The organism is Candidatus Nitrosocosmicus oleophilus (assembly GCF_000802205.1).
GTDB classification, from domain to species: domain Archaea; phylum Thermoproteota; class Nitrososphaeria; order Nitrososphaerales; family Nitrososphaeraceae; genus Nitrosocosmicus; species Nitrosocosmicus oleophilus.
Genome location: NZ_CP012850.1, coordinates 389,578 through 403,680, shown reverse-complemented (window position 1 = coordinate 403,680; position 14,103 = coordinate 389,578). Strand labels below are relative to the sequence as shown.

13 protein-coding genes are annotated in these 14,103 nt (G+C 33.7%); 6 read left to right on the top strand and 7 right to left on the bottom strand.

The annotated features are described in order from the left end of the window. Positions 1 to 4: 4 nt before the first annotated feature. Positions 5 to 931, bottom strand: coding sequence for a hypothetical protein (locus tag NMY3_RS01975; protein ID WP_196817285.1), 927 nt, complete (start codon positions 929 to 931; stop codon positions 5 to 7). A gap of 318 nt (positions 932 to 1,249) precedes the next feature. On the opposite strand from NMY3_RS01975, the gene NMY3_RS01970 reads away from it, so the two are divergent. Next, the gene (locus NMY3_RS01970; RefSeq protein ID WP_196817284.1) at positions 1,250 to 3,271 is read left to right on the top strand and encodes a discoidin domain-containing protein; all 2,022 of its coding nucleotides are present in this window, start codon (positions 1,250 to 1,252) and stop codon (positions 3,269 to 3,271) included. A 270-nt stretch (positions 3,272 to 3,541) separates the two neighbouring features. Continuing rightward, positions 3,542 to 3,910 (top strand): DUF6659 family protein, encoded by a 369-nt coding sequence (locus NMY3_RS01965; protein WP_196817283.1) that lies wholly within the window; start codon positions 3,542 to 3,544, stop codon positions 3,908 to 3,910. Between the two features lie 37 nt (positions 3,911 to 3,947). Here the strand turns inward: NMY3_RS01965 and NMY3_RS01960 are convergent, their stop codons facing one another. Both NMY3_RS01960 and NMY3_RS01955 read right to left on the bottom strand, forming a co-directional pair. Beyond that, entirely contained in the window at positions 3,948 to 6,320 is a 2,373-nt protein-coding gene (locus NMY3_RS01960) for a valine--tRNA ligase (RefSeq protein ID WP_425319418.1), read from the bottom strand. A 170-nt stretch (positions 6,321 to 6,490) separates the two neighbouring features. After that, on the bottom strand, positions 6,491 to 7,276 hold the full coding sequence (locus NMY3_RS01955) for a 6-pyruvoyl trahydropterin synthase family protein (protein WP_231100181.1): 786 nt from the start codon (positions 7,274 to 7,276) through the stop codon (positions 6,491 to 6,493). 70 nt (positions 7,277 to 7,346) lie between these two features. On the opposite strand from NMY3_RS01955, the gene NMY3_RS01950 reads away from it, so the two are divergent. Further along, positions 7,347 to 8,123, top strand: a complete 777-nt coding sequence (locus tag NMY3_RS01950) for an asparagine synthase C-terminal domain-containing protein (RefSeq protein WP_196817281.1) — start codon at positions 7,347 to 7,349, stop codon at positions 8,121 to 8,123. 303 nt (positions 8,124 to 8,426) lie between these two features. Here the strand turns inward: NMY3_RS01950 and NMY3_RS01945 are convergent, their stop codons facing one another. Further along, a complete protein-coding gene (locus NMY3_RS01945) occupies positions 8,427 to 8,672 on the bottom strand; it encodes a hypothetical protein (RefSeq protein ID WP_196817280.1) in 246 nt (81 codons plus the stop codon). After that, a complete protein-coding gene (locus NMY3_RS01940; protein ID WP_196817279.1) occupies positions 8,641 to 8,919 on the bottom strand; it encodes a hypothetical protein in 279 nt (92 codons plus the stop codon). Before NMY3_RS01940 ends, NMY3_RS01945 begins: the two co-directional genes overlap by 32 nt. Before the next feature lie 1,135 nt (positions 8,920 to 10,054). On the opposite strand from NMY3_RS01940, the gene NMY3_RS01935 reads away from it, so the two are divergent. Further along, positions 10,055 to 10,237, top strand: coding sequence for a hypothetical protein (locus tag NMY3_RS01935; protein WP_196817278.1), 183 nt, complete (start codon positions 10,055 to 10,057; stop codon positions 10,235 to 10,237). Positions 10,238 to 10,790: 553 nt separating this feature from the next. Further along, on the top strand, positions 10,791 to 12,011 hold the full coding sequence (locus NMY3_RS01930; RefSeq protein WP_231100180.1) for a multicopper oxidase domain-containing protein: 1,221 nt from the start codon (positions 10,791 to 10,793) through the stop codon (positions 12,009 to 12,011). A gap of 72 nt (positions 12,012 to 12,083) precedes the next feature. On the opposite strand, the gene NMY3_RS01925 is transcribed toward NMY3_RS01930, so the two are convergent. Together NMY3_RS01925 and NMY3_RS01920 are read right to left on the bottom strand one after the other, a co-directional pair. Continuing rightward, the gene (locus tag NMY3_RS01925) at positions 12,084 to 12,392 is read right to left on the bottom strand and encodes a hypothetical protein (protein WP_196817276.1); all 309 of its coding nucleotides are present in this window, start codon (positions 12,390 to 12,392) and stop codon (positions 12,084 to 12,086) included. A gap of 151 nt (positions 12,393 to 12,543) precedes the next feature. Continuing rightward, positions 12,544 to 13,575 (bottom strand): alcohol dehydrogenase catalytic domain-containing protein, encoded by a 1,032-nt coding sequence (locus tag NMY3_RS01920; protein WP_196817275.1) that lies wholly within the window; start codon positions 13,573 to 13,575, stop codon positions 12,544 to 12,546. A gap of 145 nt (positions 13,576 to 13,720) precedes the next feature. Here NMY3_RS01920 and NMY3_RS01915 point away from each other — a divergent pair, with 145 nt between their 5' ends. Continuing rightward, a complete protein-coding gene (locus NMY3_RS01915) occupies positions 13,721 to 14,032 on the top strand; it encodes a hypothetical protein (RefSeq protein ID WP_196817274.1) in 312 nt (103 codons plus the stop codon). Positions 14,033 to 14,103 lie beyond the last annotated feature (71 nt).

The window sequence follows — 14,103 nt, the reverse complement described above, 5'->3', positions numbered from 1 at the left end:
GGAATTACGGACCGAATAATTTAAAGTCCGTGATTCCCAAGCCTTTTTCCAATGTGCCTCCAAGAGGCACTAATTTTAAGAATTTGGCTTCAACTGAATTTGGGTATATGTACATTTCTGGTAACTCGCCGCTGAATCCTGTGTTTGCAAAAACTATTGGATCAGAATATTGTGATCCATCTGTTGAACTTTGTACTGCAAAGAAATTGATATCATTTTGTGAATTTTTGAGCCCTAATTGAATTCCACAAACGTTTTTAACATCGTTTAATTGAACGTTCAATTCATCAATGATCCCAAATGATAACTCTTTGATTAGTGGCTGATTAATTACTTGATTCAAAATGCTTGTGGCCGGATTGCCACTTGCAGTTAACTTGTCTAATGTTATCTCATTACCACATTGATTGTTTTGAGGAGTTAAACTTAGAAGATTTAGATCGTTATCTACAACGTTAAGTAACTTCGAGTATGATACGTATTCTCCGTCTGGATATATGGCATGTACATCTAGATTATAAAGACCAGGCGAGGGAGTGTTTGCAATATACTCACCGGTTGGCGTTTTTTCTAGCGCCCATAATGTACTATAATCGGTTTCATAATCTATGAGAAAAGCATCAACTTGAGAGGGCTCCTCTTCAAAGTTAAGCGATATTGTATCTCCCCTGTTTATAGCGTAGATTAATGACTTGTACTCCATTTTGTTTTCATCCTCTGGTTGTCCGACTTTGGTCATTATTTTATCTTTCACAGTTAACGTTGGGCTGAGATCACTTATGCCTCCATTATGGTTAAAACTGACTTTAGGTAGGTCTATGGGGGCAGCAAAAACCTTATTATTTAAACCAAATGATATCGATGAACTAATAATAAAGACAATAAATGCACTTATGATTGCTACATTTTTAATCTTAATATATTGAAACAATTCTAATTTATATTACGGTTGTTAATATTTATGAAATATGTTTTAATTTGTAATAGAAATTCATATAATTTTATTTAATATTCTCTTCTTATGTTTCAAAGAGTAGTAAAATAATGATGGTATAATTTAAATAAGAATTTTTGATCATCATATTTTCATAACTAATTACTTTATTTTTCTTTGATAACAAAAACAAGCGTCTCATAAATATGACATTCTCTTAATTTCTTAGAATGAGCATAAATACTGCAGTATTACTTATCGAAATTGATTTGAGTTTACAAAGAAATACAATTTTAAATGGAGGTAAGTGTATAAATGAAAAAATATAATAACTTTTTATATGTTTTTCTAGCATTAACATTAATTCTTTCTACACCTGGACTGTCCAACCTTGTCATTAATGCATATGCTAGTGTGAACATCAATGATATAATAGGTGGCTATCTAGACGGGGTGCCTTCACCAGGAAGCGATGGAAATTCTTGGCCTTGGCCTTGGCCTAACCCGAATCCTGCACCAGCCCAAACACCCACACCAGCCCAAACACCCACACCAGCCCAAACACCCACACCAGCCCCAAGTCCTGCTCAACAATTGCCTGCAGACTGTGTTCAAGATAAAGTTACTAGAATAGGTGCTAGTGGTTATGATGGTAACACTGTGCCCCAAAACGTACTTGACAATAACTTTAACACTAGGTGGTCAAACTATGGATCCGGCTCTTATATTCAAATTGAGCTTGAGAAAAATGATATACTTTGTGCTGTAGATATTGCATGGCATAGAGGTGACGTCAGGATAAACGACTTTATGATTTCAACCTCCCAAGACGGTACTACCTTTACGCCTCTCTTTTCTGGCAAGTCCAGCGGTAATACTAATTCATATGAGTCTTATGTGGTTAATGATCCCAATTTGCATGCTAAGTACGTTCGAGTTACTGTAAATGGTAATACAGAAAATGATTGGGCCTCTGTAGCTGAGATCCGAGCATTTTCTAAGCCTTCATCAACAGGCCCAGGTCCCGGTCCAGACCCCAACCCTGGCCCAGACCCCAACCCCGGTCAATTGCCTGCGGGATGTGTTCAAGATAAAGTTACTAGAATAGGTGCTAGTGGTGATGATGGTAACAGACCACAAAACGTACTTGATAATAACCTTAATACCAGGTGGTCAAACTATGGATCCGGCTCTTATATTCAAATTGAGCTTGAGAAAAATGATATACTTTGTGCTGTAGATATTGCATGGCATAGAGGTGACGTCAGGATAAACGACTTTATGATTTCAACCTCCCAAGACGGTACTACCTTTACGCCTCTATTTGATGGGAAGAGCAGTGGACAAACCAACTCACATGAACGTTATCTGATTCAAGATTCTAATTTGACAGCAAAGTACGTTCGAGTTACTGTAAATGGTAATACAGAAAATGATTGGGCCTCTGTAGCTGAGATCCGAGCATTTTCTAAGCCTTCATCAACAGGCCCAGGTCCCGGTCCAGACCCCAACCCTGGCCCAGACCCCAACCCCGGACCAGGCCCAGACCCAAGTCCAAACAACCAAACAGATGTGTTTGGCATAAAGAAACTTTATCCTGACAAACCAAACGGCGAAAAATGGTTCATGAATATGAATAATCCTTCTTCTGACAATAGGTTTGATCCCAAATTGACCCTAAAGAAAAATGCCGATGGATCATATAAGGTAACATCTGATAAGGTTAGGATGAATGTAATGACTAGTGCTGGGTATCACCAAGGTGATATTAAAACATACGATCAAAAGCAATTGTCATCCAAGGGATATATGCAAGCCATAAATGATTGGAGGAATATAGAAATGACCGGATATGTCAAAATCAATTCAGCTTCGGATTCTGATTTTGATCTAACATGGTATTCCCGTGGTGGTCATCATAACTCCGATGAACCATGTGAAGGCACAGCATACAAAGGAGGCTTGTTCAAAGATGGACGTTCTCGTTTTGCTAAAGAGCAATGGCATTCAGGTGGTTACTCCTTTACACCTGCCCAGAAAAACATAGGTTCTATCGAAGATAAATGGATAGGCTACAAAGCTGTCATGTATAATACTGTAGTAAATGGTGAGCCAGCAGTAAAACTCGAAAACTGGGTCGACGAAAACAATAATGGTCAATGGAAGAAAGTGTTTGGCTATACTGATAGCGGCGGATTCGGTGAAGATGGTGATAGATGTGGAGGAAGCCCAGATGAATTAATTTCATGGGGAGGTCCGATAGCTACATTCCGATGGGACGGAACTTCAAACGTCGATATAAAGAACCTTAGCGTGAGAGAAATAGTTGCAAATTAGTGCTCCTTTTCTCTTCACCGATTCTCTTCTATACTTTTCTTCTATACTTTTGTTCCTCATATGTTAATTAACAAAAAAATTATTAAAAAGTTATGTCGTTTATACGTTATAGGTTAATAAGATTAAGGCGATTTACTTATAATAAGATCTTCATAATTACAAAGTTTTTGCTATTTCTATACATTCGAATAAAAATGTTTTTTGGATTATATTGAAATAAACACAAAGATAATCTTAACATTCAATAAATAGTGAATATTCTATTTATTTATGGACTACCAAAAAATAATTGATACTATTTTTGAGTTAAACGAAGGTATCCGATATGCTGGATTAATTGATGAAACCGGATCTTTGATAGTCGGTGGAATGCGTCATGGAATTGATTCTATTGTTGATCAACCAAGCGAAGAATTGTATTTGACTCATACTGCCCTTAGAAAGTCTATGAGAGAAAGGTTTGACGATACTATGGGTAAAGCTCGTTTTGTATACGTCGAACGTGAGAAGTTATCACTGCTAACGTTTTACTTAGATAAGAAAATGTTGTTGATTACTTTAGAGCCTAACCTAGAGTCTCAAAACGTAATTGATTTGGCAGAAGATATTCTCGATATAGTTAGTGGAAATAAGGCCTAACACCAAACAGCCTATTTACTTTCTTTTTAGAAATTTCTTACTCTACTATAATATTGTGCATCAATATTAAATCATCCTTAAATAATTCTAGTTCGCGGGGTATCTGTGTTTTTATAGGGTCTTTTAAGGAAAGTGGCTTATTTGTAACACTAGAAAGAGTTTCCTTCTTCTTATTCCATATTTCCGAATTGAATTTGACAATGTGTTGAGTGGATGAAACAAGTGCATCATATTCTATCTCCACAGTGGGAATTTTTTTTTGCTCCGAAACTATCTCTCCATCCTCATAAATTTTCTTCCACAGCTCATATGTAATGAAAGGAGAAATCGGCTCTAACAAAAGCAATATAGTTCTAAAACATTTATGAATTGTATATAGAGCTGATTTCCTTTCTTCTTCTGATTCATTGTTATACGCTCTACTTTTTATCATTTCAATATAATGGGCAGCAAAAATGTTCCACGTAAACTCTCTTAATGCATTAGCGGGGATAAAAAAATTCAATTCTTCATAACCGTCAAGACATTTTTTGGTCATGCTTGCAAGTTCTGACAAAATCCATTTATCAGTTGCTTCTAGTTCTTGGGGTCTATTATTTTCATCAATTATTTCGAAATTAGAGATGAATCTTCCAATGTTCCACAATTTTGATAAGAATTTTTGTGCACTTTGTATTTTTTGCTCCGAACATCTAAAATCATACCCAACATTTGTCTCACTCGCAGACCAGAACCTAAATGCATCAGCACCATACTTTTTAATTATAGGGAGAGGATCAATTACGTTTCCTTTACTTTTACTCATTTTCTCCCCTTTTTCATCAACCCCGTATCCCATTATCCACGCACTATGCCATGGAATATGTTTAGTAAGGTACAAACATCTTAAAAGAGTGTAGTAAAGCCATGTTCTTACAATGTCCTTTCCTTGAGGCCTAATGGATACAGGATAAATTTTATTAAAAGTTTCTCTATTTTTGTAAAATTTCGTAATATATAGAGGGGTTATGCTCGAATCCATCCAGGTATCAAAAATCTTCTTTTCTCCTTCAAATTTGTCATTATTACACGATGTGCATTTATCAAATGGTGGGTTTTCATCCCAGGGTCTATAATATTTTCCAGGTTCAGGAAGGTTTGGTTTTTTACATTTTGTACAATACCATATCGGAATTTCAGTTCCATAAAACCTTCTTCTCGAAATGGGCCAGTCTATGGTAATTGAATTTATCCAATTTAATAAGATTTGTCTATGCATTTCCGGATAGAATTTTATATCTTTGGATTGTTCTAACAAATTCGACTTAAAATCAACTTGTTTTAGATAATAATCTTCCAAAGAAATAATTTCAATCGGGGTTTTACTTCTTTCACAAAGAGGAGTCCTATGGGAAATAATTTCAATTTTTTCTACTAATCCTTGCTTTTCTAACTCGTCTATTATTTTACTTCTTGCTTCTTTTATACGTAAATTGGAAAACATCCCGGCAAATTCTGTCGTTTTTCCATTCAAATTAATCGATCTAATTTCCATTAGACCCAATTCTCTGAATAATTGAACATCATTTAGGTCACCATAACTACAAATCATCACTGCTCCAGATCCAAAGTTTTTGTTAGCTGAGTGATGTGATCTTATTTTCACTTCTCTATTAAAGATTGGAATTCTCAGAGTCTTTCCTTGCATTTCTTTATATCTCTCGTCATCTGGATTCACAATTACCGCTTGACACGCAAATAGGAGTTCTGGTCTAGTAGTGGCAATAACGATGAATTCATTATTATTTTCTAAATAAAATTTTATGTAAACTAATTTAGTCTCAATATCATCATATATGATTTCTGCATCTGCTATTGTGGTACCACAATCAATACAATAGTTGTTTGGTCTATTTCCAAGATATACTAATCCCTTATTCCACATTTCAATAAATGTTGACTGCGTGAAAGCTCTGAAATCCGGAGAATCTGTCTGATATTTCTGTTTAAAATCCGCACTTAAACCCAGGCTTTGGAGAATTTCTATAAATTCGTTTTCAGTATCATCAAGAGTTAGCTTGCATAATTTTAAAAATTCTTTCCTTTCTGTATTTCTCATTCTGATCTTGTATTTTTTTTCTGTATGAATTTCTACAGGAATTCCATTACGATCCACGCCAATTGGAAAAATAACTTTAAAGCCCTTTAAGCGGGCAACTCTTGATATCATATCAATTTGCGAATAGTGAGCAGCTGCACCAATGTGCCACGGTCTTCCAGATGGATAAGGAGGCGGTGTGTCTATTACAAAATATTTATCTTTACTTTGATTAGTTTCAATGTTGTCATAAACGTTATTAGCTTTCCATTCTTCTATGATCTTTCTCTCAATATCTGATGACCATATCTTTTCTGTAATCTTTGAACTCAACTTTTGGTTTGTAATACTCATTTATTAATTAGTTATTAACCTTCCTAGTTTAGTCTTAATGAAAGTTCTGTACTACCACTCTAAATAGAATATTAAATGTAGTTTGAATCGAATAATTTTAGCATAGTGCTTTTGAAATGATAGTGTCAGAATTTTACTCAATAAAAGAGTTACCGGATATAAGAAAGAATATGGGCACCTTTATTGACTCCCTCGTATATATACACACCCAGTGCCTGAACATTCTCAGGCATTTTATCTGCCAGCATTCTTATGATTTCTGTAGAAAGATTTTCTACAGTCGCCTCACCTTCTAAAAGATAAGTTGTATACTTTGGAACTTTTAAATCAAAATATCCTTTTGGACCATCAAATTCGATAAAAAAGTGATCCTTATCTTCCTTCTTCAGATATTTTCTATTGATAAAGAATTTGTGATCAATTTGATACAAAGCTTCTTTTATTAATTTTTTAGCCTCTGAGAAGTCGATCACTAGATTATTTTTCATTTCCCCTATAATTTCTACCATGACAGTAGATGTATGACCATGAATTATTGAACACTTTTCGACCAGCGGTAATATGTGAGCATAATCAAATGATAGTGATGGGTCTTCGATAAAGATAGAACCAACCTGCTTGCTATCTTTGTCAAACAGGAAGATGTTCTGCATCTCATCAATTTTGCCTAGGTATGATGATCTCCCTATCGCAATCATATCTATAAATGGGAATCTTTCTTGAATGGTTCTAAATTCATTCATGTCAGTATCGTTTTCAATTATTTTAACGAATCTATCTCCGATCTTAAAATCTATATTTAATTTTGAATCACTTAAAACATTATCATAATTATATTCTATTTGTAGAAAGTCCAATAGTTTTGAGATCGAATAGCCTGTTCTATTCTTAATTAAGTTTTTACTTTGATCTATGTATTTCAGATCTTTATCCAAATCTATCCTTATTTATCTTCTCTCTATTATAATTATTACAAATATATTCTTAGGTATCTCTAACGTAAAAGTGTTCATTTCCGACGAATTAATCCACTATTTGTATTCTACGGTGGAAGAGTTCACAAAACATTCTGATAAGGTTGTGATTGCATTTTCTGGAGGGGTTGATAGTTCTTTATTGGCAAAAATTTGTAAAGATCTGGATAAGCAAGTCCACCTAGTAACAATTGGTTTTGCTAATTCCCATGACATTATATTTTCTAAATCTATTTCTAATTCTCTCTCTTTATCTACGAATCATATAGCTTATGAAATTAAGGAAGAAGATGTCCTCCATAACATAAAGTTTGTAAAATCAAAACTATCTTGTAATGTTCTTTCGCACATTGAAAACTGTATTGCTTTTTATCAGATTAGTAAAATCATAAAATATCATGAATTAGGGGATTCTTTTCTAACCGCTAATGGTTTTGATGAGTTATTTTGTGGATATGACCGATATAGATCTTATTATCAAAATGGTGAAGAGTCAATAACCACTTTCATGGAAGAAAAATTGACCAATGAAGATTACATGATGAGAGAAATTTCCAATGTGATTGCAGAATTGAAAATTCGTTCATACCAACCATTTCTATCAAGAACATTCATTGAATATGCAAAAACTATCCCTTTAGAATATAAAATAAAGGGTCAAGATGATTTGTTAAGAAAGCATGTTTTGCGAGAGGCTGCAATGAAAATAGGAGTTCCAAAAGAAGCTGCTATGCATCCTAAAAAAGCTATCCAGTATGGATCTTTGATCCATAAGTATCTATTAAAGAATAAAGTATCGAAATTATAGCATACAATGATGTTTATTGATGTCATGTCTAACTTGTGAATGCTTTTGCTTTATAGTATTATTCCCTGAACGATGGTCAAACATCCTAATTTTGCTCATACCGTCTTCTGTGCTGTAATGGTCCTTTAATTAAGTGTAAATATTTAAAGGTAATAGATCTCTTGCGTAATTAGCAGAAGATAACGATGTCTTTTAACCTTGGTTAATTTCCGTAACTAATAGATATTCAATATCTTGCAGTTTACCAGTCATGATACTATATCTGATATACTATCGTACTTTCTCAACCTGTTTCTGAAGACATCATTCATTATTTTGTACTTCTTTATCCTGTAGATTCTTGTTGTACTCCTTTAGTACTTCAGTCAACTCATGATCTTTTTCCTTTTTAATAGGCAGTAATGATTCTTGTTCTAGAAAGTCTTTCTCTACATCCAGAAAGCCAAGATCATACATACTCATTATATCCGTTGGTAAATCCGGATGATTCTTTTTGTAGATCCTATAATCATGTCTTCTACCTCTCTGCTTCTGTTTTGTTTTGTACAAGATTATCCGTCCCTTTTGATTTACAGAACAGATTCTTGACAGTGTATTTCTTTCTCTCTCTTGCCTGAGTAGTACAGAGAGTTTCTTTTTTTCTGTTCTTCTTTGTTGGTCTTGGTATCTGTTGTTCTCTGTAGTACAATCCACAAAGGCCAAAGTCCGGGAGATACTGTTCTACCTCTTCTTTAGTGCTAAGCCTTTTGGTTGCGTTGTACAGTTTTTGATGGATTGGTAAACAATTTTTAATCAAGGATTCTATCTTTTCTATATCCCTGCATACGTTATTCTGATCTAAACCAAATAGAAATTACATCAATGTATAGGTGACGTACAGACTACAGTACACCAAAACCATGAATACTCTATCCTTCAAAATAAGCTTGAAACGCATCCCCACACCTATATCTCGTCCTCTTTTTCTTTTGGAGGACAGAAGCTTTATCTCGTGTTTTGCATACTTTGATTCTATTTCCTTATAGATGTCGTCAAACTGTTTGACCGAAAGACCTGTAAATGATATGAAAATAATTGGTTTTCTGGATAATTTGGAGTAGGATAACAAAGGGAAATGACATCTTTACATAACAGAGAAGGATGGAAATAAAGCTGTTTGGCTATACGCAAGATCTGATTAACTCAATTTAAAGATAATTAGGAGCATTTTAATGAAAACCAGTAAAAGAATTATCAGACATCGTGTTAAATATCGGTCAAATGAATTTTATAAAACATTGACTTATTTCTTGATATGTTATAAAACCACTCCAAGAACTGAAAAATGTAGATTCACTTTTATCTTTTATAACCTGATTAACATATTATGTAAATATAGTCACAATCGAGTGATTAGATTGTGAATTTTATTATTAATAGGAATTTAGTTTTGTTTTTTAAGAAAAGTTAACCTGTGTCACTTGAGACACATTCATTTAATTAATTTACCTTAATATATCTATAGGCAATCTCATTTATAAATAAATTAAACCGTTAGAAAATCTAACCTCCTCCCTTTATAAGACAAACATCGTTTAATTTTTCTAGTATCCTTTAAAATAATTTAGAGAAATTACGATATTCATGACCATCTTTTCAAAAGTGTTGTTTGGACCAATTACGCAAGAGTCTAATAATTCCAATGGGTAAAAAGGTTCCATCCTCCATCAAGAAAAGAGTAATAAGTGCATGGTGTGAGGCAAACCCTCGTCGTGTAATTGCAGATGAACTTGAAATACTATGGTAGCGTCTCAAACTTCATTGGGCAGGCAAAAAGAGATAGTATAAAAGATATGAACCTCCTGAGAACTGTTGCAGTTTTGTTGTAAAATAACAATCTTGATTTGATTCAATTTGCCTCATCAATAAGACTAAAAAATAGGCTAAATGGTTTGAAATCAACAGAGATACAAGCAGACTCCTTTCTTGAAAATATGGATATACACTGCTTTAAGGAAGAAATTGGTCAAAAAGAATTTCTATTACAAGTAGGTAGGGTGTGCTCCATTGCTGAATATTTAGATGTTCCAGTTACACAACTTCCTGATCTCATAGAGGAAAAAGAAAGAAAATAAGGATCCGATAGAATGAAAGATGTGAAATTACGTTATCTTATTAAATTTGACTTCACTTTAATATGCCTTCTTCCCCAACCTGTCCGTATATGTATATTGCCCAAAACCAACTTCTTTTCCTCCAAAAAGTTGAATATTGTCACCGGCTTAGATTATTAAATTGATTATTATTAATTTCGTATTTTAGTCAAGATTTCTATTCCATCCAAAATTGCCAATGCGTTATAGGCTTTTGAAAATTCTAGTACAATAAATGAGACAATTGAATTGCTTGGTTAGCACACTTATCGGTAATTATTCTTGAACGAATAGCATTTAGATATTAAATTGATATCCATCCATTAGAAATACCCAAGTTTATTCAAATTATTCAATAAAACATAAAAAATATTTGATATGTTAAATAACGGTTCAATATTTTATTTCTTTGAGGGATATTTTGAATTATTTGCAATAGTTGAAAATATTTATAAAAATTTTGGATATGATACATTTTTCTATAGAATTCTTATGTCCAAAAGGTTTAAAAATATCTTCTAGTTAATTTAGCTCAATGAAGAGTAAACTAGCAATTTTTGCTTTGTCAGCTGTTCTAATGTCCGGATTAATTTTACTTCCTGGCATAAACATGAAATCATTTGCAATACCAAATGAACAAGGTCAATTAACATTAGCCAATATGAATTTAGTCATGGGTGGTTCTTTCACTCCAATCTCTACAGAGGAGGCATCTGAAAGTACAGCACCAGTGAAAAATGTAACATTTGTTGCTGTTGAGAAAAATCTCACATTACCAAGTGGTCAAAATGTAGCCGCATTAACATGGAATGGTACTATTCCAGGACCAACCGTTCGTGTAACTCAAGGTGACATTCTAAATGTAAAAATCATTAATCATCCAAATAATACATTGATTCACAGCTTGGATCATCATGCATCTACAATAAGTGCAGTTCCAAACTTTGGTCCAATTAATGTGAGCGATTCAAAGGAATATACCTTTGTTGCAAGTCAACCAGGTGTATTCAAATATCACTGTGAAGGAAATGCAGTATTAGGCATGGACCAACACGTATTCCAAGGAATGGTTGGTATTGTGATTGTTGATCCAGCAGATGGTTATACAGGTTATGAAGGTGTAACGATAGAAAACGGTACTAATGCATTAGGTACATCAGAAGTATCTCCAGATGCTAAAGAAGTTGCATTCCAATTCTCAGAATACTATCTAGATCCATCTGGCAACTATGATTCCGCAGCAATGTTCGCACACGCTCCAACTGCTTCATGGATAAATGGTATTCCATTTGGATATGATCCAGTAATTACCAAGACACCAAATGCTACAACATTGTTCTTTAAACAAGGTGACCACGTAAGATTCTTCGTGCTAAATCATGGTGATCTCCCAGTCAACTTCCACATTGTAGGTGAAATACTTGACAGAGTCACTGATGGTAGCACAGTTAGCGGACTTGGTAAACAAACATACACAGTAGGTGGATCTAATGATGCAATTGTTGATGTAGTATTTGACCAACCAGGAGTTTACGCATTTGTAAACCATGACTACTCACAATTGTTCAAAGGTCAAGCAGGACTAATTGTAGTTGACGGTCCAGACAATGGTACAAGCAACTTATTAGGCTTGACTGATGATGCAAACCCATCAAATGCAATCCCACCAACTGGTGCAAACAGCATTCCAGTGAATGTTAAACCATACATGCTTGGTACTCCATTAGCATGGAATGGTCAAAACACAACATCCTAAACCTCTTTTTTTTGAAAACTTTTAAAACCTGAAAAATTATTATTAAATTAAAAAAAAATTAAAGTTATTATATTATCTCGATAACTCTATCAATATCCTCTCTATGGTATTTAGCTTTAACAAAGAATCTACATCGCCCTTTCCTGCAAGAGATTGATATATTTCAAATATGTTAGCTAATGCTTCTTTTATCTTTGCATTTTTATCAGTGTCCACAGCTTTTGTGGTTGCTGTCGTTGTTGTTGTTGAGGTATTATTTGGATTTGTAGGTGTTTCTAAAATATCCAATTGTGCGTTCACCAGCTGGCTAACTGGATATATGGAATTACCTGCTACGAAAATAGCTATCATTACAACGGATAACTTGCCTAGATTATTCATATACTATCAATAATTTTTCTTATTATAAAAGTAATACCTTAGTTAGTAATTTAGAATGTATCATTATGATTTCAATTATGTAATAAGATGATATTTTCTATAATGTGTATTAAATACTATATTACTAGTAGGGATTCATAGCTGAAATTCATTAATAGTTTTCTATAATGATTCTGCCTTCTTTGTTTTTGTCAAAAACCTTTTCTATTGCTATTCTTGAATCCTCAAGAGAATATCTTTTCCAAATTCTGGTGCTAATGTTTTGTCCTTTTGCCATTTCTATTAAGTTTAGTAAACTCTCAACAGACCCTCCAGTAGTACCTTTTATCGTAATTTGTTTATTATACAATAGTCTGCCATCTGTAAATAAGTTACCACCAGTAAGTACACCAAATGTGATTACTTTTCCTAGTTTTCCAGCTATCTCCATTCCTTTGGCCCAGGTCTTTTCTCCAAGTGAATTTATGACTACGTCAGCCATGGCTCCATCAGTAATCTCAGATATTTTTTCTTTAAGATTTTCATCAATTGGTAAAACGTAGTCCGCGCCATATTCCTTAATCCATGGTTTAGTAGAAAGCGATATTGTTATCGCATCAATAATTTTGCCAAATTGTGTGCAAAAGAGGCCTGTATTTCCAGAACCACCAAATATCACAAGATTATCTTTTGATTTGAGTCCTGATTCTTGTATTGCGTTGAACGCTGTTAAGCCGGCTATTGGTAAACCAGAGGCAAGTTCCCAATCTAGTTCGTCGGAAATTTTTATGATGTTTTGTTGAGGAACTATGATATATTCTGCAAATCCGCCGTTTCTTGAAATACCTATCATTCCGCCATTTTCACAAAGCGTTTGATGATTATTTATACAATATTTACAAAATCCGTCAAATACTCTGTTATATATTATAACGCGGTCACCTTCTTTAATTGTATTGTTTACCCTCTCGCCCTTGTTTTTTACAATCCCGGATATTTCAGAGCCAGCTATATGAGGATATGGATTTATCTTCATTGCTGGACCGTTTTCTCCGTGTATCCCGGTTACAGTATAATAATCAATGGGGTTTACACCAATACACTTAGTTTCTACCAAGACTTCATCTTCTCTCATATCTGGTAATTCGTAATCGCCAAAGATCAAATTCTCAATGCCTGGCTTATTAAAGAAAAGGGCTTTCATATTTTATTTCAGTTATATTTTATGTATAATATTTTTTTTGATTTCTTATTGCTAATATCTAGTAAATAATCATCCTTTAGATTGCATCAAAATTTAGAAATGTGATGAATAGCAATTTTAATTGATGAATGCCTATCTTATTTTAATGATAATATTTGTTATTGGGTTTTCAGTAGTTCAAATACCTTATGGATTTTCGCTTAATAGCAATAATATTAGTTCTACATATTACGAAAAAAATTGCAGAAACGATACCTGTGTTGTAACTACTTGTAACAATGGTCAATCCTGTCATACAGCTTTGTCTGAAAATTCTACAACTAATGACACTCAATCTCAATTGAACGATAAGGGAAGCTTTGAACCTCGATCTCAATTGAACGATAAGGGAAGCTTTGAAACAAAGAATCTGGAATTCAAGAATTTTTGGGAAAATTTCTTAAATTTCAATAAGTAAGAAAAAAGAAAGATAATCTTCATTTTTTAGTTTTAAGAGATGGAAATAAAGATAGCGTTACTAAAATACGA